Below are 23982 nucleotides of genomic sequence, written 5' to 3'. Positions count from 1 at the left end.
GGTGCCCGTGACACCGATATCGGGCGGATCAGCGGGCGGCGCGGGCCTCGAACCCGTCACAGAGAGCGGCGAGACCGGTTTCGAGCAGGTGCTCCGGATCCAGGAGCGAGGTGTCGCCGGATCCCTCGAGGTCGGCCAGCGCCGGCGGGACGGGCCAGCGTGGGTCGCCGTCGAGGACCGCGGTGAGGCCGGAGCGCTCGTCGGCACCGCTGTCGCGGCCCTGCAGCAGTCGCGCGCTGACCTCCTGGAGCGCGACCCCGGCGATATAGCTCCACACCGACAGCGACATGCGGGTCGCCTCGCGCGTGTCGACGCCGAGTTCGGCGAAGCCCTCGACCAGCCAGCTCAACACCACCAGGCTGTGCTCGCCGAAGTTGTAGCGAGGCACCGCGAAGGTGAACAGCACCCATGGATGTTCCTGGTAGAGCCGCCAATCGACCTCGGCCGCGATGTGCACCCGATCGCGCCAGGTCCAGTCCTGATCCTCGGCCGGCGGGTAGGGATTGCGGCGGGAGACCTCGTCGGTCATAGCGGCCAGCAGCGTGTCCTTGTTGGGGATGTGCCGATACAGCGACATGGCGCCGGAATTCATGCGGTCGGCGATGCGGCGCATGGACAGGGACTCGAGTCCGGACTCGTCGGCCAGGGTGATGGCGGTGTCGACGATGGCGGCCCGGGTGAGCTTGGCCTCGGTCATCGGACGAATTCTTCCCTTCCCGCGCGGGGTATGCGTACACTGTACTCGCCCTCGTGCGTACAACGTACGCGCGCATTCTCATGCAAGCCCGAAATCAGCCCGAAGGATAGGTCATGACGAGTACGCTCGCGCGTCCCGACGCGAAGACGCCGCGCCGCGCCTGGGCGGGACTGGCGGTGCTGCTCTTGCCGGTGCTGCTGGTGTCCATGGACATGTCGGTGCTCTACCTGGCCATGCCGATCCTCACCCAGAGCCTGGATCCGTCCGCGACACAACAGCTCTGGATCCTCGACATCTACGGGTTCATGATCGCCGGACTGCTCATCACCATGGGCAATCTGGGCGACCGCATCGGCCGGCGCACCATTCTGCTCGCCGGCGCCACGGTATTCGGCGCCGCGTCGGTGCTGGCCGCCGTCGCACCCAGCGCGGGCGTGCTCATCGCGGCGCGGGCGCTCATGGGCATCGGCGGCGCGACACTGCTGCCATCGAGCCTGGCGTTGATCTCCACGCTGTTCCCCGATGACCGGGCACGGGCCACCGCCATCGGCGTCTGGACCGCGTTCTTCGCGGGCGGATCAGCGGTCGGGCCGATCATCGGCGGCGTACTGCTGCACCACTTCTGGTGGGGCTCGGTCTTCCTTATCAATACGCCGGTGCTGTTGGTGCTGCTGGTCTTCGGCCCGCTGCTGCTGCCCGAGCATCGCGCGGCCGGGCGTGGACCCCTCGACTGGGTGAGCGTGCTGCTGTCGATCGGCGGCATCCTGCCCATCGTGTACGCGATCAAACATTGCGCGGCCGAGGGATTCGAGCTACCGGCCATCGGCATCGGGATCATCGGCGTGCTGCTGCTGACCGCGTTCATCCGGCGGCAGCGGACGCTGTCCGAACCGCTGCTGGATCTGAGCCTGTTCCGGCGCGGGCTGTTCTCGGTGGCCATCGGATCCAGTACGGTCGGCATGCTGGCGCTGGCCGGGATGAGCTATCTGACCAGCATGTACCTGCAATCGGTGACCGAACGCGACGCTCTGCAGTCGGCGCTGCTCGGGATTCCGGGCGCGGTGGTGGTGTTCGTGTTCTCGATGTCCGGTGCGCGGATCGGGCGCAGGCTCGGTACCAAGAGCACCTTCGTGCTCGCGCTGAGCATGGCGTCGCTGGGCAATCTCATGCTGCTCGGGGTCGGCGTGGACGGCGGGATCGGCTGGTACATCGCCGGTTCCGTGGTCGCAGGCGCGGGCTTCGGCATCGCGTTCACGCTGGTGTCTGAGGTGGCGGTGTCGTCGGTGCCGACCGAGCGGGCCGGATCCGCGGTCGGCATCTCCGAGACCAGCTTCGAGCTCGGCAACGGTCTCGGCCTGGCGTTGCTGGGATCCCTCGCGGCCCTGGTATTCCGCTCCGGCGGCGATTTCGGGCCGACGTTGGGCGAGACCATCGCCCGGACCGGGGACAACACCGCCCTGGCAGAGTCGGCGCGCGAGTCCTTCGTGACCGGCATGCACGTCGCGACCACCACGGGCGCGGTCCTGCTGGCCGGCATGGCGGTGATCGCCTTCTTCGCGAAATCCGAGGCCACCGCGAAAAGCGCCGCGGTTGCGGCCGGTTCGGTGCACTAGCCGCCGAACAGCGCGGTCCATACCTCGGTGATCCGGGCCCGCCAGGGCATGATCACGCGCTGATATGCCCAGCGCACCGGGCCTGAGAGCGCGCGCCAAGCGCGGGCGACGGCGGCGAGGAGTGGTTGCAGGACAGTGCGGTGCAACCAGCGGCAGGGGGTCACCACCGTGATGCGGACGACGGTGGTGGCCACCCGCCAGCCGAACAGGACCGTGACGACCACCGCGTAGGCCAGCGGGCGCAGGACCCAGCGCCGCAGCCGCTTCGCGGGCCACACGAGGAGCCACGTGACCAGCGGTTCGATCACGGCGACCAGGAGCCAGCGGCCGCCCGGGCGCAGCATTCGCTGCCACAGGGCCGAGATCGGGACGGCGACGAGCCACCTCCACGTCATGGTGACCGCCCAGCCCATCGCGTCGGCGATCGGTTTCACCGCAGTGCGGAAGATCCACGGAATGCTCGGACGCAGGACGCGTCGCCACAGCCACTCCTCGATGGCGCGCTGGATCGGGCGCAGGAAATACGCCAGCAGGACCGTGCCGAGCGGGGTGAGGACCATGCCGAACAGCAACTGCTGGATCAGCAGATGCCAGAGGTAGTTGCGGACGAAATCGCGCAGCGGCCGAATTACCCAGTCTCGGAACAAGGTCACGAGCGGTCTCAGCAAGTGGTCGTTGAACAGGGTGATTGCCGCAGCGATGGCACGCGGTACGCGTTTGATCACCTCCCACGCCAGCCGCGGCGGCACGAACACCATGAGCACGACGGTACGTGCGCACCAACCCCAGATCGAGACCTGTTCCGGCGTCGGCTGTTCCGGCGCTCGAGTCGACATGACGGCTTCCTTCCCCCGAATGACCGCCCCATCCTGGTGCAGGAGAGCGCACGGCGGCCAGGGTATTTCCACTCAGTTCCCGATCACATACCGGTCCGCCGGTTAGGCTCGGAAGCGTGGTTGAGGAAGACGCCCCGAACAGTGCGCAATCGGCCGGGTCGAACGGCCGCCCCCTGGCGGAACGGGTGGCGACCAGAATCTTCTACCCGACCTCCCGACCGCGCGAGAAAGCGCTGCGCAACGCGGTTTCCGGCAGCGTCATCCTGGTGACCGGCGCCTCGCACGGCATCGGCAAGGCCGCCGCGAAGAAGCTCGCCGCCGCGGGCGCGACGGTGTTACTGGTGGCTCGCTCGCTGGAGGACCTCGAACAGGTGGCCGCCGATATTCGCGAGGGAGGCGGCAGTGCGCACGTGTACCGATGCGACATCACCGAATTCGACGCGGTCGAGGAGTTGGGGCGGCGGCTGCTGGCCGAGCACGGCCGGGTGGATGTGCTCATCAATAATGCGGGCCGCTCGATTCGACGCCCCATCGACGAATCCTATGACCGGTTCCACGATTTCACCCGGACCATGGACGTCAACTACCTCGGCCCGGTGCGGTTGCTGCTCACCCTGCTGCCGAGCATGCGCGAGAACCGGCACGGGCACATCGTGAACATCTCCACCTGGGGACTGCGCATGCCGCCTGCGCCGCGGTGGGCAGCCTACGGTGCGTCCAAGGGCGCATTCGACATCTGGTTGCGCACCGTCGCGACGGAGATCGCCGCCGATGGCGTCACCACCACCTCGGTGTATATGCCGCTGGTGCACACCCGCATGAGCGCCCCCACCGACTTCTCCGGCGTGCCCGGGCTCACCGCCGAGGAGGCGGCCGATCTCATCTGCCATGCCGTCGTCGCGCGGCCGATCGAGATCTCGCCCTGGTGGACCGGTCCGGTGCAGGCGCTGTCGGACCTGCGGCGCGGAGCCGCGCAACGGTTCATGGAGCGCGGTCTCGGGCGCAGGTCAGGGGAGTAGCACGACCTTGCCGGTGGTCGCGCGGGTCTCCAATGCGCGATGCGCGGCAGCGGCTTCCGCGAGCGGGAAGGGATGGACGGCCGGGCGCAGGCGGCCCGCCGCGGCCTCGGCCAGTGCGCGAGTCTCCAAGGCGCGCAGGCCGCCCGAGCGTTCCAACATGGGCGCGCCGAGCACCTCCCGCGAAGTGACACCGCGCTCGGCGAGCGCCCGATCGTCGAGTTCGATCCGTCCGCCGGACCAGCCGAACACCAGGCGGAGGCCGCCCTTGCCGAGCAGATCGACCGCAGTGCGGGCGATCTCGCCGCCGACGCCGTCGAACAGCAGGGTGGCGGGGTGTTCGCCGTAGCGGGCGCGCACGGCATCGGGCCACGACGGATCGAGGTAGTCCAGGGCGAGGTCCGCGCCGTTCTCGTACACCTGATCGGCCTTCACCTTCCCGCCCGCGAGCCCGATGACGGTCGCGCCCGCCTCGGCCAGGTACTGGACCAGCAACGTACCGATGCCGCCGGCGGCGGACGGCACGATGGCCACGGTGTCCGCGGTGATGTCGGTGAATCCGAGGATCCCCAGCGCGGTGCGCCCGGTGCCGATCATGGCGACCGCCGCGCCCGGATCCAGACCCGCCGGAATCTCGTGCAGCCGTTCGGCTTCGGTCACCGTGAGTTCGGCGTATCCGCCCGGCACCTGCCCGATATGCGCGACAACCGAACGCCCGAGCCAACTTTCGTCGACGCCGGGTCCGACGCGGTCCACCGTTCCAGCCACCTCGCGTCCCGGAATCGTGGGCAGCGCGGTCAGCGGCATCGGCCCGGCCGCGATGATGCCCTGGCGCAGCGAGGTGTCCAGCAGGTGCACGCCGGCCGCCCGCACTGCGATCCGCACCTGTCCCGGTTCGGGCTCGGGATCGGGGACGGTCTCGTATCGCAGGTTCTCGGCAGGCCCGAACTCATGAAGATGTATGGCACGCAAGGCAACTCCTTGTTTCGGCTGCGGACGCACCCAGTTTGCAACCTCAATATTGCTTCAGGTCAAGCCCCAGTGGGTGCGTTCGGCGGCGAGGAATCCGACCGTTTTGAAACGAATTTCAGTCACATGCGTGGCTTGTCGGTTAGTCTCGCTGCGATCACATCCTGTGAGGATGCTGTGAGAGAGGAAAATTCATGAAAACCGTTGTGCTGAAAGCCTGTGCCGTCGCCGCCATCGCCTCGGGACTCGGTGCTGCTCCGGCCATGGCCGCGCCCGTGGGCCTGGAACCCGCCGCGCCCGAGACCGCCAGCGTGGCCCCGGTGGCCGGGCTGGTCCCGGAGACCGGATCGGCCGGCGCCTACAACTCGATCACCTGTGCGCTGAAGACCTTCTCGGCATCGATGCCCTGCCTGCTCACCTAGGCGGAATCGTGCGAACGGGTGCCGCTTAGGATCGAGCCATGCGATACCCGGACGTGCGCCGATGAGCCTGGCGACCCTTCTCGCCCTCGCCGATTCCCGGCTCCCGATCGGCGGGCACGTGCATTCCGGCGGGGTCGAGGAGGCCGTCACGTCCGGGCTGCTGCGCGATGTGCCGAGCGTCGAACTCTATCTGCGGCGGCGCATCCGCACCTCCGGACTGGTGGCGGCCTCGCTGGCCGCCGCCGTCTGCGCGGGGACGCTGGACCCGGCCCGGGCCGAGCTCGAAGCCGATGCGCGGACGCCCTCGCCGGCAGCCCGGACCGCCTCCCGTGCCCAGGGGCGCGGACTGCTCCGGCTGGCGAAACAGGTCTGGCCGCACACCGATTGGCGCGACCTCGGCACTCGGCCGCATCTGTCCACGGTGTTCGGGGTGGTCGGTACCGTATGCGGCGCCACGCCCGAGGACATCGCCGCGGTCACGGTGTACACGACCATGACGGGAGCGGCGACCGCCGCCCAGCGACTGCTGGCCCTGGATCCGGCCGCGGTGGCCGCCTGCACGATTCGGCTGGCCGAGGTGTGTGACGTCACCGCCCGGGCAGCCGCCGAATCCCTTGCCGCGCTGTCTGATCCGCTCCAGGATGTGCTCGCCGAACGGCACCTGCGGCGGGATATGCCGCTGTTCGCGTCGTAGAGCGAGTCCGAGGACCGAGCTCACGCGTTCGTGCTCAACTCGCTCACGCTCTGGACTTATCCGGCGTTCTGCCTCGTCCGGAAGAACCGGCGGGTCTCGACGTCAGCGGGGAAGTAGGCTTCGATGGCGATCTCGTCCAGCGTGATATCGAAGGCCGCGCCGAAGGTAGTCACCGTGTTGACCAAGCACAATTCGGTTCCGCGATGCGCGAGCCGGATACGCAGCGCGATCTCGGTCGGGTCGGGTGGCCGGGGCTCGGGCTCAGGGCCGAACGCCGCCAATTCCTCGTACAGCGAGTGCAGTTGCGGATCTCCGCTGCGCGCGGCCTGGTGGGCGAGCCGGGGCAGCAGATACCCGCGCACCTGTTCCACATTGCGCAGTCTCGGCGCGAGCCCGTCCGGATGCAGCCCCAACCGCATCATGTTGATCGGCGGCCTCAGCAGCGCCGGGTCTGCTCCGTGCAGGAATACCTCGACCGAGCTGTTGGCCAGGAGGAGATTCCATCGACGGTCCACCGCGAGCGCCGGATATGGCTCGTGCCCCAACAGGACCTGCTGGACGGTCTCCCGCGCCCGCGCCAGATCAGGGTCATCCAAGGGGCGGTCGCGGAAGACGGGCGCGTGCCCGGCGGCGACCAGCAAGCGGTTGCGCTCACGCAAAGGCACGCCGAGCCGCTCGGCCAGATGAAGGACCATCGCGCTGCTGGGAATCGTGCGTCCCGTCTCGACGAAACTGATGTGCCGAGCCGACACCTCCGCATGAATGGCCAGGTCGAGTTGACTCAGCCGACCGCGGTGCCGCCATTCGCGCAGCAGTTCCCCGACGGGACGATCGTTCGTCATGCCCCGAGTCTGCTCCGCCGCCGAACGCCGCCGCCATTACCCGGCATGTAATCGACGCGCCCGGCCCGAATCCGCGACAGTCACCCCATGGACAAGACCAACAAGCAACTGGTGATCGACGGATTCCGAGAATTCGCGGCGGGAAATGTCGAGGTGCTGCGCACACTCCTGCACGAGAACTTCATCGAGCACAGCCCCGGAAACCCCAGCGGGCGGGATGAGTTCATCGAGTTCATCACCACCGCGCCGGTCGCCGGGGCACATCTGGACCTCGGGCGGGTCATCGCCGAAGACGACCACGTGGTCGTGCATTACCGCATGACGCCGGAGGGCGACGAGCGCGGCATCGCCGTCGTGGACATCTGGCGGCTTGTGGACGGACAGATCATGGAGCACTGGGATGTCGTCCAGCCCGTGCCCGAAGCCGATCAGATCCCGAATGGGATGTTCTGAGCGAGCCTCCGACGAACCAGGTGGATCGGTCGCCGACGCGGTCGAGTGACGTCTCGGTTGGAAATTCGTTTCATACCGGGAGTCCCTTTCCCAGGCCGGCGCACGCGACCGCCCACCGAGTTCTCTCACATGGCTGGTCACAGGGTTGGTAACAGCGGGTTCACGTGGCTGGGTCACGATGAGGGGGAAAGGAGCCGAACATGCCACCTCACCTCATCGATGGTGAACCGCACGATCACAGCCATGACCGGCCCAAGCGGGAGCGCACGCCCGGGGAGCCGCTGCGGATCGGGATCGGGGGACCGGTCGGGTCGGGGAAGACCGCGCTGACCGCCGCACTGTGCCGGCAGCTGCGTGATGAGTTGTCGTTGGCCGTGCTGACCAATGACATCTACACCACCGAGGACGCGGACTTCCTGCGCCGGCACGCGGTGCTGCCCGACGAGCGGATCACGGCCGTGCAGACCGGCGGGTGCCCGCACACCGCCATCCGCGACGACATCACCGCCAACCTCGACGCCATCGACGATCTCATCGAGGCCAACCCGCCGCTGGACCTGATCCTGGTCGAATCGGGCGGCGACAATCTCACCGCCACCTTCTCCTCCGGCCTCATCGACGCCCAGATCTTCGTGGTCGACGTGGCCGGGGGCGACAAGGTCCCGCGCAAGGGCGGTCCGGGTGTGACGTGGTCGGACCTCCTGGTCATCAACAAAACCGACCTGGCCCCGATGGTCGGCGCGGATCTGTCGGTCATGGACCGGGATTCGACCAGGGTGCGCGAGGGCCGCCCCTTCGTCTTCACCTCCCTTACCGAGGACCCGGCGGCGACACCGGTGTTGGCGTGGGTGCGCGACCAACTCCGCCTGGCCGCCGAACAGGATGCGGCGGCGGGCAGTGCCCATTCGCACTGAACTCCGCATCACCGCGACCGCCGGGACGCTGCCGCACATCCACGCGGTCGGCGGCCTGGCTGCGCGGCGCACCGGTGTGGACACGGTGCATATCATCGGCACCGCCGCTACACCGCTCGGCGGCGACGTGCTGGATATCGCCGTCTCGGTGGGGGCGGGCGCACGGTTGACGGTCCGGTCGGTGGCCGCCACCATCGCGCTGCCCGGGCACGAGACTCGGAAGTCTATGGCGCACTGGCGCTTCGACGTGGCCGCTGGCGGCGAACTCGATGTCGACCCCGAACCGACGGTGATCGCGGGCGGCGCCGAGCACGACACCTTCACTACCGTCCGACTGGAAAAGGGCGCGCGCCTGCGCATTCGGGAACGCATTCAGATCGGCCGCACCGGCGAGGACCACGGCTGCTGGAGCGGCGAGCTCACCGCCGACATCGGCGCTACCCCACTCCTGCGCCACCGCCTCGAACTGGGCGCCGACACCACTACTGACGACCCCCTCTCGTCCCCGCGCGCGCTGGAAAGCGTGCTCACCTACCCCGACGACCGCCCCGTGGACACCACCGGCCTGGACGCAGCCCTCCTACCCCTCGCCGCCGGCGGCACCCTGTTCACCCGAACGGGTCGCCTGTTGACCCGCTGACCGGCAATCACCTTCTCGGGGAGACCATCCCCGAGCTCGGGTGAGTGAGGCGGATTGGTCGGCGGCGACACGGGACGTGCGCCGGCGCGGTACCGGACAGTGGGCAGAAAGTCGGCCGCGACCAGTGCCACCGTCGAAAATGCCAGTCCTACAAGGAATATCCCCGTTCGGTCGAAGCTGAGGAGGGGAAGACTGCCAGCCTCGGCGACACTGCACCGCGCCAGGTGGTGCATGAGTGCGTTGCCCGCCAGGGCTGTGACCAAGCCCATGCCGAGTGTCGCTCCGACCATGGCGAGCGGCGCGACGACCCGCCTGGGCCGATCAGCCCGGCCGAGCATCATGACGCCGATCGGCAACAGCGTCCCGCCCCCGGCGATCTGCACCAGCTGGCACCAATCCCGCACCGTCCCACCGGAATCCGCCGCAGCCGCCCCCGCTGCGCCGACGACCGCCAGCAGCGCGCCGATCACATAGAGCGTCTTCAGATTCACGCGGTGGGCCAGCAGTACCACGAGGGGCACGACCGCGGTCAGCACCTCGGCGATGATCAGCACCATCGTCGACCACTCGACGGCGAAATCGATGCCCATCTCGACGACGGCGGATCCGCGACCTGCTCCCGCTCGCCAAGATGGCTATAGTGAAGTATAGTCAGATGCCTCAATGAATCAGGGAGTAGATATGACGACAATCGAGGGTGCGAATGTTCTGGTGACGGGCGGGCAGCGTGGGTTGGGTCGTGCGTTCGCGCGGGAGTTTCTGCACCGGGGCGCGGCGAAGGTGTACGTGAGCGCGCGCAAGCCGGAGTCGAGTGGCGATCCGCGGATCGTGCCGGTCGAGTTGGAGGTCACCGATCCGGATTCGATTGCCGCGGTGGCGGAGCGGGCCGGTGATGTGAGCATCGTAGTGAACAATGCGGGGGTGTTACGGCCGGCTCCGCTGTTGCAGACCGAGATGGCGGATGTGGTGGAGACGTTCGAGACGAATGTCTTCGGGCCGCTGCGGATCGCACGGGCTTTTGCGCCGATCCTCGCCGCGAACGGTGGTGGGGCGCTGGTGGACATCCACTCGGTGCTGTCCTGGAGTTCGGGGGCGGCGGCGTACGGCGCGTCGAAGGCCGCGCTGTGGTCGATCACCAATTCCCTGCGGATCGAATTGGCGGGGCAGGGTACGCAGGTGGTCGGTGTGCACCTCGGGTTCGCCGACACCGACATGGTGAAGGCCATCGCGGCGCCGAAGATCAGCCCCGCCGAGGTGGCGTTGGCGGTTGCCGACGGGCTGGAGCAGGGGGCAACCGAGGTGCTCGTGGACGACTTCGCCAGGCAGGTGAAGGCCACATTGTCCGGTCCGGTCGAGGGCCTCGCACTGCCGTTCGTTCGCTGAAAATCCTTCTCTTTCAAGGGAGTTCATCATGCCGCTGTGGCACATCTACCACCCCGCCGACACCTTCACGGCCGAGGACAAACAGAATTTCGCCAAGGACATCACCGCCTACTACGCGCGCTTCGGGCTGCCGGAGTTCTACGCGGTGGCGCTCTTCCATGAGATCCCCGCCGACTCCTTCTATGTCGGCGGCGTATCGATCCCCGCGGTGCGGATCACCATCGACCATCTGGCACGCCAACTCGACGACCCCGATCTGCGCAAGCGGATGAGCGAGCGCCTGCACGACCTCATGGCCCCGTACACCCACGATCGCGGGCTGCATCTCGAATTCAATATCAACGAGGTACCCCGGGACACCTGGATGATCGGTGGACTGTTCCCGCCCGCACCCGGCAGCCCTGTCGAGCGCGACTGGGCCGAGGCGAACAAACCCATTCCCTACTGACCGAGAACGTGGCCCGTATCGGCGGTGGGACGGCGGGGCTCATGGGAACCGCAGCTCACCGCCGGTTCCCACCGCGAGCCCAGCCCTCCGCCGCTGTCGGCGGCGTGCTGTCAGCCAGCGCGCTGCTGCGAGGATTTCCCCGCTTCCGCATTCGCCACGGATTTGCCGTTACCCGAAGAACTTTCGCCGCCGATCTGTTTGGCGAGCTGACGCGCCTCGACCGGATCGTCGAGTGCCTCGAGCGCCAGGCGTGCGAACACCCACTGTTCGGTGGCCGCCATCTGACCGCGGTGGCGGCCCAGGAACGAGACGAACCATTCGAGCACGGTGACGAAGCGGCTGCGGAAGCCGACCAGGTACCACAGGTGCAGGCCCAGCCAGGCCAGCCATGCGAAGAAGCCGCTGAACTCCAGCTTGCCCACCTGGCAGACCGCGCTGAACCGCGACACGGTGGCCATCGAGCCCTTGTCGAAGTATTTGAAGGGCTTGCGGTCCTCCACCTTCTGCTTGCCCTCGACTTCGGCCTTGATGGCCTTCGCGGCGTAGGTGCCGCCCTGGATCGCGCCCTGCGCCTGCCCGGGCACGCCCGGTACCGACATCAGGTCGCCTACTACGAAGACGTTCGGATAACCCTTGATGGTGAGGTCGGGTTCGACGATGACACGTCCGGCCCGGTCCACCTCGGTCCCCTTGGACCGTTCGGCGAGGATCTTGCCCAGTCCGCTGGCCTGCACGCCGGCCGACCACACCTTGCAGGCGGATTCGATGCGGCGCTCGGAGCCGTCCTGGTCCTTGATGGTGACGCCGCGCGCGTCGACGTTGGTGACGATGGCGTTGAGCTGGATCTCCACGCCCATCTTCTCCAGCCGCTGTTGCGCCTTGCCGCCGAGCTTGGGGCCCATGGGGGCGAGCACGGCGCCGGCGCCCTCGACAAGGATGACGCGCGCGTCGCGCGTGTCGATATTGCGGAACGAGCCGTCCAGGGTGCGGTCGGCGAGCTCGGCGATCTGACCGGCCAATTCGACGCCGGTGGGGCCCGCGCCGACCACTACGAAGGTCATGAAGCGGTCGCGGACTTCGGGATCGGTGGCGAGTTCGGCCTCTTCGAAGGAGCCCAGGATGCGCGCGCGCAGTTCGAGGGCGTCGTCGATGGTCTTCATGCCGGGCGCGTAGGTGGCGAAGTGATCGTTGCCGAAGTAGGACTGCTGCGCGCCGGCGGCCACGATGAGGCTGTCGAACGGGGTGACGTAGTCCTGGTTGAGCAGGCGCGAGGTGACGGTGCCGTTCTCGACGTCGATGTCGGTGACCTCGCCCATGATGACGCGCGCGTTCCGCTGCTTGCGCAGCACGATGCGGGTGGCGGGGGCGATCTCGCCGGTGGAGAGGATGCCGGTGGCGACCTGGTACAGCAGCGGCTGGAACAGGTGCGTGGAGGTCTTCGAGATGAGGGTGATGTCGACGTCGGCCTTGCGTAGCTGCTTGCAGGCGAACAGTCCACCGAACCCGGACCCGATCACCACCACGCGATGACGCTGTGCGACGGATTTCTCGGCGTTCATCTAGTTCCTGCTCCTCGCCAGACGGTGAAAGTACGACAACTCACCCGTAACGGTAGTGCAGTGTGAGTGGCGCAGACCAATCAGGACCGACTGAAAACAGACCTTTTAGAAAACTCTCTCAAAAATACAATATGGGCGGTCGTTCAGCGTGGATTGTGGCGACGAACGCGGCGGGACGATCCGGCAGTGCCGGAAACGCCCCGCTCAACAGCCTTTCCCGGAATTCGCTCAGCGGCCCTGGAACAGCAATTGCGCCACGTGCGTGGTGGTTTCGGCGCCATCGGCGTAACCGCCCTGATTACCCTGTTCCGTCATGATGGCGAGGGTGTAGCGCTCACCCGGACCGGCGAAACCGACCGAATTGACCACCCAGCCACCCTGCTCGTCCGACCAGCCGTTCTTCAGCCCCGGATTCATCGCCGCGCCCGCGCCCCACACACCCCAGTGCTGGTTGGTGTCCACGTGGCGCATGCGGTCGAGCAGGTAGGCGCGGTCGTCGGGGTGCATGCTGGTCAGGACGTTGTCCATGAGCCGGTCCAGGTCGGCGGGGGAGCACTGCTGGAAACCCCAGTCCGGGAACAGCTTGACCTGTTCCAGCGACGTGGTCGGCGGCATCGGGACCAGACCGGTCATGCCGTTGGCGCGGAAGGCGTTGTTGAACGACATGCGGTCTATGCCGGCGTACTTGTTCCACAGGATGTCGGCGGCGTTGTCATTGGAGGTTGCCAGCATGGACTCCATGAGCGCGCGGTCGTCGGGGCCGAGCTGGATGGCGCCGATCCGGGCGCGGTTGAGCAGATCCTCCGCGATGGCCAGCTTGATCGTGGAGGCGGTCCAGAAGTTGGTGTCCGCGTTGCCATTTCGATAGATGCCGCCGGTGACGCGGTCGCGCATCACATAGCCGGTGATGCCCGGGCGGGTGCCGAGGTAAGCGTCGACCGCGGCGATGCGGTTGCTCATATCGGCGTCGAATCCCGCGATGGGGCCCTGGGTATGCACGGGTATCGCACCGGCCACGGGAGCGAACGCGGGGGCGGCCGGAATGAGAGCCGCGGCTGCGAGGACACAAGCGGAGGAGGCCACGCGCCGGGCCTTGGGGGAACGCACGAGGGAACACAATAGAGGGGACGATGCCCGAAACGCACGCCTCGCGGAGGATCGTTTATCGAATCGACACTGTCGCAGTGAGATTCGCGTGCGTCAGTGGAAAGCCGCCTGTAGCTCTTCGATGCTGCGGCCATTGAGGCGATAGCAGTGCTCGAATGCCTCGGTATGCCGATCGCGCGGCCAGCTCTGCAGGACCACGCCGCGGCCGTAGTGCCGGGAGTTGATGAGCTCCCAGCGGTCTCCCACCCGGCGAACCGTGAACCCGGATTTGGGTACCAGGGGAATCACCGACGCAGACATCGTCGCGGACCAGCCTTTCCGGAGAACTTCGAACCTCCCCGAAAGGCACTGTCGCATACCACACTCGAAATTCGCGGTGACGCGCCCTAGCAAATCGCGGGCGTGTGGCAGGTGTCACCCGGCGAGCCGCGGCGCCGGGTGTTTGCATGTCGTTCGCCGACTGTATAAACACAGCTCGTGCACATTCACCGGGCCGAACGAGCGGATACGCTCGCCGACGCGCTGGCCGGGCTGCTCGCCGAACCGCTCGGCGATCCGTTCACCCCGGAGGTGGTGGCGGTCCCCGCCAAGGGAATCGAGCGCTGGCTGAACCAGCGGCTGGCCATGGTGCTCGGCAGCGGTGCGGGGACCGATGGCATTTCGGCCAATATCGATTTCGCGGATCCGGCCGCGCTGGTCGCGGCGGTGCTCGCCGAGGCGACGGGCGTGGATCCCGACCATGATCCGTGGTCCCCGGAGCGGTTGGTGTGGACGCTGCTGCCGGTGTTGGACGGGGTGCTGGCCGAACCGTGGGCCGCGGTGCCGGCCCGGCATCTCGGACACGGGGACGCGGGCGGCCACCGGGTCGGGCGGCGGTATGCGACGGCCGCGCGGATCGCGGCGCTGTTCGACAGCTATGCCACCCAGCGCCCGGCCATGATCACCGACTGGGCCGAGGGCCGTGATTCCGATGGGGCGGGCGCTGCGTTGCCCTCGGACCTGGTGTGGCAGCCCATGCTGTGGCGGCGGCTGCGCGAGGTGGTCGGGGTGGCCGGTCCCGCCGAGCGGCTGGGGGCGGCGTGCGCGCGATTGCGGGCGGAGCCGTCGATCGTATCGCTGCCGGAACGGATTTCGCTGTTCGGTGTGACCCGGTTGACCACCGATCAGCTGGAGGTGCTCTCGGCGCTGTCGGCCGGGCGGCAGGTGCACCTGTGGCTGGTGCATCCCAGCCCGGCGCTCTGGACCAAGCTGGCCGAGGCCGAGGTGATCCCGAATTCCGGTGTGCGCGTGCGGCATCCGCTGCTGGCGGCGCTGGGCCGCGATGTGCGGGAGCTGCAGGAGCGGCTGTCCGGGTACGATCACATCGACACCTATCACCCGCCCCCGGAGACGCCGGGCCCGCGCACGCTGCTGGCCGAGTTGCAGGCCGGCGTGCGGCAAGATCGCTGGTCGATCATGCCGGAAGCGAGCCTGGCCGACGGGACCATCGCCGTGCACTCCTGCCATGGGCCGGCGCGGCAGGTGGAGGTGCTGCGCGACGCGCTGCTCGGGCTGTTCGCCGCCGACCCGACCCTGGAGCCGCGCGACGTCATCGTCATGTGCCCGGACGTGGAGAGCTACGCGCCGCTGGTGCGCGCGGCCTTCGGACAGTGGTCCCTCGCGCCCTCGTCCCCCAGCCAACCCTCGGCCGAGCCGGGACATCCGGCGCACGGGCTGCGGGTGCGACTGGCCGATCGCGCGCAGCGGGCGGTCAATCCGGTGCTGGATGTGGTCGGCACATTGCTCGAGCTGGCCGACGGGCGTGTCACCGTGGCCGAGGTGCTGGATCTGTGTGCGGCCGAACCGGTTCGGGTGCGCTGCGGATTCGACGACGACGATATCGAGCGGCTGCGGGAATGGGCCGCCGAGACCGGGGCGCGCTGGGGGATCGGGCAGCGGCAGCGACAGGCGTTCGGGCTCGGCGACTTCGCGCAGAACACGCTCAATGCCGCGGTGGATCGCATTCTGCTCGGGGTGGCGGCGGGTGAATCCAGTGAGGATTGGCTGGATCTGGTGCTGCCGCTGGACGACGTGGACAGCAATGACATCGATCTGTCCGGGCGGTTCGCCGAATTCGTGGACCGGCTCGCGGTGTGCCTGCGGGATCTGCGTGGATCCACCCTGGAGGAACCGGCCGGGAGCGCGCGGCCGGCGGCGGAGTGGGCGGCCGTACTGGGGCGGGCGCTGGACCTGCTCACCGACGCGCCCGCGAGCCAGGGCTGGATGGCGGTGCAGGCGCGTCGCGAATTGGCGACCGCACTGGAGCCCGCGGGCGGAATTCCGCTGCGGCTCAGCGATATCGGCGCGCTGCTGACGGCCCGGCTGGCCGGACGGCCGTCACGCGCCAACTTCCGCACCGGTGAGTTGACGGTGTGCACCATGGTGCCGATGCGGTCGGTGCCGCACCGGGTGGTGGTGCTGCTCGGCCTCGACGACGAGGTCTTCCCGCGCGCGGGCGGCGTGGACGGCGACGACGCGCTGGCCCGGCACCGCTGCCCCGGGGACCGGGACCCGCGCAGCGAGGACCGGCAGTTGCTGCTGGACGCCATCATGGCCGCCGGGGAGCGACTCGTCGTGCTGCACACCGGATCCGATCCGGTATCGGGCGCACACCGCCCGCCCGCCATTCCGCTGGCCGAGTTGCTCGACACCGTGCGCGCGCATGTCGGCGTGGCCGCCATGGAGCGGGTGGTGACGCGACACCCGTTGCAGCCCTTCGATCGTCGCAACTTCCAGCCCGACCGGCCGTTCAGCTTCGACACCGTCGCGCTGGCGGGCGCGCGCGCCGCGGGACGCGCGCCGCGGCCGCGGCCGCTGTTTCTGCCGACACCGCTGCCCGGCAGTGCGCGCGGCGATGTCGAACTCGCAGATCTGGTGGCCTTCGCCGAGCATCCGGTGCGAGCATTCCTGTGGCAGCGCTTGGGAATCCGGGTGCCCGAGGACGAGGAGGAGATCGCCGACCGGCTCCCCATCGAACTCGACGGCCTGACCAAATGGAACATGGGCGAGCGCATGCTGACCGCCCGCCTGACCGGCGTGGACCCGACTGTGCTGCGCGCGGCCGAATGGCGACGCGGCACGCTGCCACCCTTCGCCATGGGCGCCGCCGTGCTGGACGAGGTGGAGGGCACCGTCGACCAGTTGGTCCGGGTGGTCCGGCCGCTGCACGAGATCCCCGCGCGCACCATCGATATCGCGGTGGATCTGGGTGACGGCCGCCGCCTGACCGGCACTGTCCCCGACGTCCACGATGACGCGCTGCTGCGCACCACATTCTCGCGGCTCGCGCCGAAACACCGGATGGCGGCGTGGATTCGCCTGCTCGCCCTGGCCGCGACGGGGACGCACCAGTCCTGGCGCGCTATCACCATCGGCCGCGGCAAGCACCACCGCCCCGCGTGGCAGTCCACCCTCATCGCCCCCGCCGCGCCACTGGCCCGCGGCATCCTGCGCGACCTCACCCTCCTGCGTGACGAGGGCCTGACCGAACCCCTTCCCATCGCACCGACGGCCTCGGCCACCTACGCCGAACGCCGCCTCGCCGGCGCCTCGCCCGACGAGGCCCTGCGCGCCGCCGAGCAGGACTTCGACGACCGCTTCGGCGAACACACCGACCGCTACTTCCGCCACATTCTGGGCCCGGCCCCCCGCTTCCACCAGCTCAGCGAGGCCGCCGCCCCCGCGCCCCCGGGCGTCGACGCGGAACCCACCCGTTTCGGCGAACTGGCGCGCCGTCTCTGGAATCCCTTGCTCACCAACGAGAATCAAGGCCAGCCATGACCACCCCGAGGAGGAACTCCCTGCCCGTCACCGCTCCCGGGAGCCCCGCGTGACCGACGACCTGTTCTCCCTGACCGACCCCGACCTGACGCCCCGCCCCGCCCCGCGCACCCGCCGCAGCGACGGCCCGGCCCGCAAACCGCGCCGTCACGGAGAAGCCGCGCCGGCGGCGGAGGGCGCCCTTTTCGCCGCCGGCGAGCAGACCCCGGCGCCCGCATCCGACCCGGCGCCGGTAGCGGTGACCATGGACGCGGATGGGCCAGCAGGACTGTGGGAGGCCGAGGCGACCGCTGATGAGCCCGTGGACGCCGCCGCCGATTCGATCGATGGTCACGGTTCGGTCGGCGCGGTGGGGGATTCGGGGAATCGGTTCGAGTTGACCGGGCCGCTGCCGGTGGGGACGACGGTGCTCGAGGCGAGTGCGGGAACCGGGAAGACGTACGCCATTGTGGGATTGGCGGTGCGGTTCGTGGCCGAGATGGGGGCGGATGTCTCGGAGTTGCTGCTGGTGACGTTCAGCCGGGCGGCGACGCAGGAGCTGCGGGAGCGAACCCGGGATCGGTTCGTGGGCGTGGCGGCCGCGCTGGGGAATCCGGAGCGGGCACTGGCGTCGGAGGACGAATTGATCCGGCATCTGGCGCAGGGGACTCCGGGGGAGATCGCGACACGGCGAGAGCGGTTGCTGGCTGCGCTGTCGGATTTCGACGCGGGGACCATCGCCACGACGCACAGCTTCTGCCAGCGCATGCTCGACGAATTGGGGTTGGCGGGTGAGCAGGATCCGGGAGTGCGACTCGTGGAGGGGATCGAGGATGTGGTGTCCACGGTCGCGGATGATCTGTATCTGAGCCGGTACGCGCGCGGCGGTGCGCCGTTCGGGCCCGCGGACGCGCAGCGGCTGGCCGCGGCGGCGGTGGGGGATCCGCACGCCAAGCTGCTGCCGGAGGCCGAGGGCGAGGACGATCCGGCCGCCGAGCGGGTGGCGTTCGCGGAGGCCGTACGGGCGGAAACTGCTCGGCGGAAACGGCTTTCGGGATTGCGGGACTTCGATGACCTGCTGGTCCTGTTGCACGAGGTGCTGGCCGATCCCGACCACGGGCCCCGCGCCTGTCAGCGCATCCGGGACCGGTACCGGGTGGCGCTGGTCGACGAATTCCAGGACACCGATCCGCTGCAGTGGGACATCCTGCGCCGCGCCTTCCACGGGCACGCCACCCTGGTGCTGGTCGGCGACCCGAAACAGGCCATCTACGCCTTCCGCGGCGCGGAGGTGCTGAGCTATCTGGACGCTGTCGCCCACGCCGACAGCAAGCGTGAGCTCACCACCAACCGGCGCAGTGACGCGGGCCTGCTGACCGCGCTCGAACATGTGCACGGCGGTGCGGCGTTGGGCCACAAGGAGATCACCGTGCACCGGGTGGCGGCGACGCGGCCGTTCTCCAGGCTCTCCGGTGCGCCGGAACGGGTGACGCCGATGCGGCTGCGGTGCCTGCCGCGCAGTGGTGCGGGGCCGCTCAACAAGTCGGGGTATCCGACCGTGGGCCGTCAGCGGGAACGAGTCGCCATCGATGTGGCCGCCGACATCGTCGCCCTGCTCGAGTCCGGGGTGCTCATCGATGCCGGGGCGCCCGGTGAAAGGCCGCTCGGCCCGGGCGATATCGCGGTGCTGGTCCGCAACCGCAACCAGCTCGAGATGGTGCGCGGAGAACTGGAAGCGGCCGGCGTCGCCTCGGTGCTGGCGGGTGGTGCGAGCGTCTTCGGGACGCCCGCCGCCACCGAATGGCTGTGGGTGCTGCACGCTCTCGAACAGCCACACCGCGCCGACCGGGTCCGCCTGGCGGCCGGAACCACGCTGCTCGGGCTCAGTGCGGACGAGATCGACGGCGGTGGAGCCGATCTGGTCGGCCGCCTCAGCGCCGAACTGCGCGACGCGGCGCGGCTGTTCGCCCGCGCGGGCTTCGCGGCTGTCGCCGAAAAGCTCAGTGCCGAAACAAAACTGGCACCGCGTTTGCTGGCTCTCGAAGGCGGCGAACGCCAGCTCACCGACCTCCGTCAGATCGCCCAGCTGCTCGACGACGCCGCCCTGCGCGAAGGCCTGGGCCTGTCCGCGCTCACCCGCTGGCTGGCCGACCGCGTGCGGGATCCGGCCTCCGGCGGCGTCGCCGACCGCAGCCGCCGCCTGGACCGCGATGCCGCGGCCGTGCAGATCGCCACCGTGCACGCCAGCAAGGGCCTCGAATTTCCGGTCGTCTACCTGCCCTTCGCCTGGGACGCCGCCAAACCGCGGAATCCGCCGACCCTGCTGTTCCACGACGAGCAGGGTCGCCGCGTCCTCGACGTCGGCGGCCCGGACGCACCCGGCTACGGCTCCCACCGCCTGCGCGCCGAGGCCGAGGAGCGGGCCGAGGAACTGCGCCTGCTGTACGTGGCGCTGACTCGTGCGGGCGCGCAGGTCGTGGCCTGGTGGGCCCCCGCCTACGACACCCAGACCGCGCCCCTGCACCGCATGCTGCTGGGCCGCGAGCCCGGCAGCCCGGCCGTCGCCGACAAGGTGCCGGTGCCCGCGGATTCGGTGGTGCTGGAACGCATCCGGGAGTGGGCCGCCACCGCCGAGCCGGGCGTGATCGCCATCGAACCGGTCCGCGAGATCACCCGCGCCCGCCTGCCCATCGACGACACCGCCACCGCCACCGAGGCTTTGGCGGCCGCGCATTTCGGTCGCACCCTCGACCAGGCGTGGCGGCGCACCTCGTATTCGGCGCTCACCGCGGGAGCGCACGATGCGCTGCCCGCCGCAGACCTGCCCGAGGGCGCCGGCATCGCCGACGAACCGGCCACCCCGACGGTGCTCGCCGACGATCTCACCGTCTTCGCCGGAGCCGCGCCCTCGCTGATGAATTCACTGCCCTACGGCGCAGAATTCGGCACGCTCGTGCACGAGGTCCTCGAGTACGTCGACACCGACGCCCCCGATCTCGCCGCCGAAATCCACGCCCGCTGCCTCCATTCGGTGAACGAGCAGATGTTCGACGCCGACCCGGACGTGCTGTCCGGGGCGCTGCTGGCCGTCATGCGCACACCGATCGGGTTCGGGGCCCTCGCCGACTTCTCGACCCGGGATCGCCTGAGCGAACTCGACTTCGAACTGCCCCTGGCCGGCGGCGACACCCCCGTCGCCGCCCGGGTGACGGTCCCGCGCATCGCCGACCTGCTGCGTCGCCACCTGCCCGCCGACGACGTCTTCGCCCCCTACGCCGATCAGCTGGCGCATCTCGACGACACCCCGCTGCGCGGCTACCTGACCGGCAGCATCGACGCCGTCCTGCGCACCACCGGACCGCGATTCCTCGTCGTCGACTACAAGACCAACCGGCTCGGCGCCGGCGACCTCACCGTCGCCCACTACACCCGCGACCGCATGGCCGCGGAGATGATGCGCTCGCACTACCCGTTGCAGGCCATCCTGTATTCGGTTGCCCTGCACCGGTATCTGCGCTGGCGGCTGCCCGGCTACGATCCGGCCGAGCACCTGGGCGGTATCCGCTACCTGTTCGTGCGCGGCATGATCGGACCCGAAACCCCGGACGGCTGCGGGGTTTTCGACTGGCTTCCGCCCGCGGAGCTGATCGTCGAGCTGTCCGCCCTGCTCGCCGGAGACACGCAGGCGGTGCGGCGGTGACCTCGATTCAACTGGCGCAGCGGGGTACCGGACTGTTGCAGGTGTTCAACGCCGCCGGGGTGTTGTCGGCGGCGGATGTGCATGTGGCACTGCGCCTCGCGCGTCTGGGCCGCGAGCGGTCGGAGGCCGTGGTGTTCGCCACCGCCCTGGCGGTGCGCGCGGTGCGATCCGGGTCGGTGTGCCTGGAAGTGCGGCGCATGCGGGAGATCGGCGTCGACGCCGAGGGCGCCGAGGAATCGGCCATCGACCCGGCCACCCTGCCGTGGCCCGAGGTGGAATCGGTGATCGCGGCTCTGCGGGTGAGCCCGTTGGTGACCGGCAGCCCGGCCGGGCCGCTGCGCCCGCTGCGGCTCATCGACCCGCCCGGCGGCGGCGACTCGGGACCGTTGCTCTATCTCGACCGCTACTACCGGCAGGAAGAGACCATCCGTCGCGTCCTCACCGAACGCGCCGCCACGCACCCGATGGTGGACGCGGAACTGGTGCGGCGCGAACTGGATCGGCTCTTCCCCGACCACGCCGGACCCGGCGAACCACCGGACCGGCAGCGTCTGGCGGCGGCCCTGGCCGCCACCCAGTGGACGACCGTGGTCGCGGGTGGCCCGGGCACCGGCAAGACCCACACCATTGCCCGCGTCCTGGCCCTGCTGGTCGCGCATCAGCTGGCCGTGCCCGGCGCGCCCGCCCTGCGCATCGCCCTGGCCGCCCCGACCGGCAAGGCGGCCGCCCGCATGCAGGAGGCGGTGCGCGAACAGGCGGGCGATATCGGCCTGCCCGAGCTCACCGCCGCCACCCTGCACCGCCTGCTGGGCTGGCAGCGCGGCGGTGCGGGCCGATTCAAGCACAACGAGTTCAACCGGCTGCCCTACGACGTGATCGTGGTCGACGAGACCTCCATGGTGTCGCTGACCATGATGAGCCGCCTGCTGGCCGCCGTGCGCCCCGACGCCCGCCTCGTCCTGGTCGGCGACCCGGACCAGCTGGCGTCCGTCGACGCGGGCGCGGTGCTCGCCGATCTGGTGGCCGGACCCGTTCCGGGACAGGCGAATCCGGCGCTGGACCGGATTCTGGGCGGCGACCTGGGCGCCACCGCCGCGCACCCGGATGCCCTGTCCGCCCGCGAGCGCGAACGCCTGCGCGGCGGCATCGTCCGGCTCACCCGGGGTCGACGCTTCGGCGGCCGCATCGCGGAACTGGCCGTCGCGATTCGGGCCGGTGACGCGGATGCCGCTCTGGCCCTGCTCGCCGACGGTGGCGATGAATTGTCGCTGCACGCACCCGAGGACATCGTCGAGGTGCGCGCCGATGTGCTGCGCGCGGCCCGCGAGGCCACCGACGCCGCAATCGACGGTGACGCGACCGCCGCGCTCACCGCACTGGAATCGCATCGCCTGCTGTGCGCGCACCGGCAGGGCCCCTACGGCGTCGAACGCTGGGATCGCCTGGCCGCCGGGTGGGTCACCACCGCGGGCATCAGCGCCGATCCCGGCGCCGGGCACTGGTACCCGGGTCAGCCCCTGCTGGTCACCGCCAATGACCACGAGGCCCGCATCTACAACGGCGACACCGGCGTCATCGTCCGCGCCCCCGACGGCACCCTGCGCGCTGCCCTGCAGCGCGGCGCCGAACCGTACCTGGTGCACCCCACCCAGTTCCCCGGCGTCACCACTGTCTACGCCATGACCATCCACCGCAGCCAGGGCAGCCAGTACGACACCGTCTCGGTGGTACTGCCCGGCCCCGAATCCACGCTGCTCACGCGAGAACTGCTGTACACGGCCGTCACTCGCGCTCGCCGTCACGTGCGCATCCTCGGCACCGAGGAATCCATCCGCTCCGGCATCGCCCGCCGGGTGCTGCGCGCCAGCGGCCTGCGCAACCGGGAATGACTCGCCGCGACGACCTGGTGACATGCGGTCGGCGCGGTCCTCGGCCATCGGATCGGCGTAGCGTGGATGGCGCCCAATACGGCTGTCGCCGTGGCCTTTCGGCGCGCGTGCGATCGGAAGCGGAAGGGTGTCCATGGCCGAGCAGGAGGGCGACGGGTACGCGGATAGCGTGGTGTCCGAGGACGGTACGCGAATCGCGTACCTGACCACGGGCTTGGGACCGGGCGTGATCGTCGTACCGGGCGTGCTGTCGGTGGCGCGGGGATACACGCGTTTCGCGGAGGCGCTGGCCACCGCGTTCACGGTGCACACCATCGAGCGGCGCGGGCACGGGGGCAGCGGCCCGCAGCGGCCCGATCACAGTATCGAGGACGACTGCGCGGACCTGCGCGCGCTCCAGGACGAGACGGGGGCGGCGTTCGTGGTCGGTCACGGGTACGGCGCGCTGGTCGCCCTGGAGGCGGCACGGAGCAACCCGGTTGTCCGGAAGGTAGCGGTGTACGAGCCGGCGCTGTCGGTGAACGGGTCGATGCCGACCGCGTGGATGGGCCCGTACGAGAAATACCTGGCCCAGGGCAAACCGTTGGATGCCTTCGTCGAATTCGTGCGCGCGATCGGCCCGGAGGGCATGCGCAAGGTGCCGCGCTGGATGTTCCGGCGCATGTTGCCCAGGTTCATGCAAGCGTCCGACACGGACACGGTCATCGGGCAATTGCCGCAAAACCTCACCGAACACCGGCAGTACGTGCGGCTCGACGGTACCTATCGCAATTACGCGGAGATCACCGCCGAAGTGCTCTTGCTCGACGGTGACCGGGATCGCCGGGAATGGACCGCCTCCGAGCAGGGCCTGCTGGCCTCGGTGATCCCGCATTGCGAGCGCGCCACCGTGCCCGGCCTCGACCATTTCGGCATCGACAAGGGCGACCCCGAGCGGGTGGCCGAAGTGGTGGGCGAATTCTTGTCGCGTTCGTAGTGGCCTGGGTCACTCCGAGACCGCGG

General features: G+C 69.4%; 21 protein-coding genes. 13 read left to right on the top strand and 8 right to left on the bottom strand.

Annotated elements, in window-relative coordinates:
* Positions 1-28: 28 nt before the first annotated feature.
* Positions 29-697 (bottom strand): TetR/AcrR family transcriptional regulator, encoded by a 669-nt coding sequence (locus GLP40_RS17245; RefSeq protein WP_154788916.1) that lies wholly within the window; start codon positions 695-697, stop codon positions 29-31.
* A 113-nt stretch (positions 698-810) separates the two neighbouring features.
* Here GLP40_RS17245 and GLP40_RS17240 point away from each other — a divergent pair, with 113 nt between their 5' ends.
* Positions 811-2310, top strand: a complete 1500-nt coding sequence (locus GLP40_RS17240; RefSeq protein WP_154788915.1) for an MFS transporter — start codon at positions 811-813, stop codon at positions 2308-2310.
* Here the strand turns inward: GLP40_RS17240 and GLP40_RS17235 are convergent.
* Entirely contained in the window at positions 2307-3146 is an 840-nt protein-coding gene (locus GLP40_RS17235) for a hypothetical protein (protein ID WP_154788914.1), read from the bottom strand. The genes GLP40_RS17240 and GLP40_RS17235 overlap by 4 nt on opposite strands.
* A gap of 116 nt (positions 3147-3262) precedes the next feature.
* On the opposite strand from GLP40_RS17235, the gene GLP40_RS17230 reads away from it, so the two are divergent.
* Positions 3263-4165 (top strand): SDR family NAD(P)-dependent oxidoreductase, encoded by a 903-nt coding sequence (locus GLP40_RS17230; protein ID WP_328290276.1) that lies wholly within the window; start codon positions 3263-3265, stop codon positions 4163-4165.
* On the opposite strand, the gene GLP40_RS17225 is transcribed toward GLP40_RS17230, so the two are convergent.
* Positions 4154-5134, bottom strand: a complete 981-nt coding sequence (locus GLP40_RS17225; protein WP_154788913.1) for a zinc-binding dehydrogenase — start codon at positions 5132-5134, stop codon at positions 4154-4156. The genes GLP40_RS17230 and GLP40_RS17225 overlap by 12 nt on opposite strands.
* A gap of 191 nt (positions 5135-5325) precedes the next feature.
* On the opposite strand from GLP40_RS17225, the gene GLP40_RS17220 reads away from it, so the two are divergent.
* Positions 5326-5553: a hypothetical protein gene (locus tag GLP40_RS17220; protein ID WP_154788912.1), complete on the top strand. Its 228-nt coding sequence runs from the start codon at positions 5326-5328 to the stop codon at positions 5551-5553.
* A gap of 61 nt (positions 5554-5614) precedes the next feature.
* A complete protein-coding gene (locus GLP40_RS17215) occupies positions 5615-6247 on the top strand; it encodes an urease accessory protein UreF (RefSeq protein ID WP_154788911.1) in 633 nt (210 codons plus the stop codon).
* A 56-nt stretch (positions 6248-6303) separates the two neighbouring features.
* On the opposite strand, the gene GLP40_RS17210 is transcribed toward GLP40_RS17215, so the two are convergent.
* Complete coding sequence (locus tag GLP40_RS17210) at positions 6304-7089, bottom strand: helix-turn-helix domain-containing protein (RefSeq protein WP_154788910.1); 786 nt, start codon at positions 7087-7089, stop codon at positions 6304-6306.
* Positions 7090-7176: 87 nt separating this feature from the next.
* Here GLP40_RS17210 and GLP40_RS17205 point away from each other — a divergent pair, with 87 nt between their 5' ends.
* The 3 genes from GLP40_RS17205 (at position 7177) to GLP40_RS17195 (ending at position 9096) form a co-directional block, all read left to right on the top strand.
* Positions 7177-7542, top strand: coding sequence for a nuclear transport factor 2 family protein (locus tag GLP40_RS17205; RefSeq protein WP_154788909.1), 366 nt, complete (start codon positions 7177-7179; stop codon positions 7540-7542).
* Between the two features lie 200 nt (positions 7543-7742).
* The gene (gene ureG / locus GLP40_RS17200; protein ID WP_154788908.1) at positions 7743-8456 is read left to right on the top strand and encodes an urease accessory protein UreG; all 714 of its coding nucleotides are present in this window, start codon (positions 7743-7745) and stop codon (positions 8454-8456) included.
* Positions 8446-9096 (top strand): urease accessory protein UreD, encoded by a 651-nt coding sequence (locus tag GLP40_RS17195; protein ID WP_407671615.1) that lies wholly within the window; start codon positions 8446-8448, stop codon positions 9094-9096. The genes ureG and GLP40_RS17195 overlap by 11 nt, the downstream gene beginning before the upstream one ends.
* On the opposite strand, the gene GLP40_RS17190 is transcribed toward GLP40_RS17195, so the two are convergent.
* Entirely contained in the window at positions 8988-9686 is a 699-nt protein-coding gene (locus tag GLP40_RS17190) for a hypothetical protein (protein ID WP_154788906.1), read from the bottom strand. The two genes, GLP40_RS17195 and GLP40_RS17190, sit on opposite strands and share 109 nt — an antisense overlap.
* 91 nt (positions 9687-9777) lie before the next feature.
* On the opposite strand from GLP40_RS17190, the gene GLP40_RS17185 reads away from it, so the two are divergent.
* Together GLP40_RS17185 and GLP40_RS17180 are read left to right on the top strand one after the other, a co-directional pair.
* A complete protein-coding gene (locus tag GLP40_RS17185; protein WP_154788905.1) occupies positions 9778-10479 on the top strand; it encodes an SDR family oxidoreductase in 702 nt (233 codons plus the stop codon).
* A gap of 28 nt (positions 10480-10507) precedes the next feature.
* Positions 10508-10927: a tautomerase family protein gene (locus tag GLP40_RS17180; RefSeq protein WP_154788904.1), complete on the top strand. Its 420-nt coding sequence runs from the start codon at positions 10508-10510 to the stop codon at positions 10925-10927.
* A 110-nt stretch (positions 10928-11037) separates the two neighbouring features.
* Here the strand turns inward: GLP40_RS17180 and GLP40_RS17175 are convergent, their stop codons facing one another.
* From GLP40_RS17175 to GLP40_RS17165, 3 genes are all read right to left on the bottom strand, one after another.
* Positions 11038-12486, bottom strand: a complete 1449-nt coding sequence (locus GLP40_RS17175; RefSeq protein WP_154788903.1) for an NAD(P)/FAD-dependent oxidoreductase — start codon at positions 12484-12486, stop codon at positions 11038-11040.
* Positions 12487-12714: 228 nt separating this feature from the next.
* Positions 12715-13605, bottom strand: coding sequence for a serine hydrolase (locus GLP40_RS17170; RefSeq protein ID WP_196054707.1), 891 nt, complete (start codon positions 13603-13605; stop codon positions 12715-12717).
* Positions 13606-13686: 81 nt separating this feature from the next.
* Positions 13687-13893, bottom strand: a complete 207-nt coding sequence (locus GLP40_RS17165) for a hypothetical protein (protein ID WP_154788902.1) — start codon at positions 13891-13893, stop codon at positions 13687-13689.
* A 177-nt stretch (positions 13894-14070) separates the two neighbouring features.
* On the opposite strand from GLP40_RS17165, the gene recC reads away from it, so the two are divergent.
* The 4 genes from recC (at position 14071) to GLP40_RS17145 (ending at position 23956) form a co-directional block, all read left to right on the top strand.
* On the top strand, positions 14071-17412 hold the full coding sequence (gene recC, locus GLP40_RS17160) for an exodeoxyribonuclease V subunit gamma (RefSeq protein ID WP_328290274.1): 3342 nt from the start codon (positions 14071-14073) through the stop codon (positions 17410-17412).
* Between the two features lie 49 nt (positions 17413-17461).
* The gene (locus GLP40_RS17155; RefSeq protein ID WP_328290273.1) at positions 17462-21091 is read left to right on the top strand and encodes a UvrD-helicase domain-containing protein; all 3630 of its coding nucleotides are present in this window, start codon (positions 17462-17464) and stop codon (positions 21089-21091) included.
* On the top strand, positions 21088-22980 hold the full coding sequence (gene recD / locus GLP40_RS17150; protein WP_328290272.1) for an exodeoxyribonuclease V subunit alpha: 1893 nt from the start codon (positions 21088-21090) through the stop codon (positions 22978-22980). Before GLP40_RS17155 ends, recD begins: the two co-directional genes overlap by 4 nt.
* 133 nt (positions 22981-23113) lie before the next feature.
* On the top strand, positions 23114-23956 hold the full coding sequence (locus tag GLP40_RS17145) for an alpha/beta fold hydrolase (RefSeq protein ID WP_154788901.1): 843 nt from the start codon (positions 23114-23116) through the stop codon (positions 23954-23956).
* Positions 23957-23982: the final 26 nt, after the last annotated feature.

Source organism: Nocardia aurantiaca, from assembly GCF_009708175.1.
In the GTDB taxonomy this organism is placed as follows: Bacteria; Actinomycetota; Actinomycetes; order Mycobacteriales; family Mycobacteriaceae; genus Nocardia; species Nocardia aurantiaca.
This window is presented reverse-complemented; position numbering and strand designations above follow the sequence as displayed.

Bases quoted from the DNA above. Each gene is read 5' to 3' on its own strand.
- GLP40_RS17210 (WP_154788910.1), bottom strand. From the start codon at position 7,089: ATGACGAACGATCGTCCCGTCGGGGAACTGCTGCGCGAATGGCGGCAC.
- GLP40_RS17185 (WP_154788905.1), top strand. From the start codon at position 9,778: ATGACGACAATCGAGGGTGCGAATGTTCTGGTGACGGGCGGGCAGCGT.
- GLP40_RS17215 (WP_154788911.1), top strand. From the start codon at position 5,615: ATGAGCCTGGCGACCCTTCTCGCCCTCGCCGATTCCCGGCTCCCGATC.
- GLP40_RS17240 (WP_154788915.1), top strand. From the start codon at position 811: ATGACGAGTACGCTCGCGCGTCCCGACGCGAAGACGCCGCGCCGCGCC.
- GLP40_RS17205 (WP_154788909.1), top strand. From the start codon at position 7,177: ATGGACAAGACCAACAAGCAACTGGTGATCGACGGATTCCGAGAATTC.
- ureG (WP_154788908.1), top strand. From the start codon at position 7,743: ATGCCACCTCACCTCATCGATGGTGAACCGCACGATCACAGCCATGAC.
- GLP40_RS17180 (WP_154788904.1), top strand. From the start codon at position 10,508: ATGCCGCTGTGGCACATCTACCACCCCGCCGACACCTTCACGGCCGAG.
- GLP40_RS17220 (WP_154788912.1), top strand. From the start codon at position 5,326: ATGAAAACCGTTGTGCTGAAAGCCTGTGCCGTCGCCGCCATCGCCTCG.
- GLP40_RS17235 (WP_154788914.1), bottom strand. From the start codon at position 3,146: ATGTCGACTCGAGCGCCGGAACAGCCGACGCCGGAACAGGTCTCGATC.
- GLP40_RS17165 (WP_154788902.1), bottom strand. From the start codon at position 13,893: ATGTCTGCGTCGGTGATTCCCCTGGTACCCAAATCCGGGTTCACGGTT.
- GLP40_RS17190 (WP_154788906.1), bottom strand. From the start codon at position 9,686: ATGGGCATCGATTTCGCCGTCGAGTGGTCGACGATGGTGCTGATCATC.
- GLP40_RS17245 (WP_154788916.1), bottom strand. From the start codon at position 697: ATGACCGAGGCCAAGCTCACCCGGGCCGCCATCGTCGACACCGCCATC.
- GLP40_RS17175 (WP_154788903.1), bottom strand. From the start codon at position 12,486: ATGAACGCCGAGAAATCCGTCGCACAGCGTCATCGCGTGGTGGTGATC.
- GLP40_RS17145 (WP_154788901.1), top strand. From the start codon at position 23,114: ATGGCCGAGCAGGAGGGCGACGGGTACGCGGATAGCGTGGTGTCCGAG.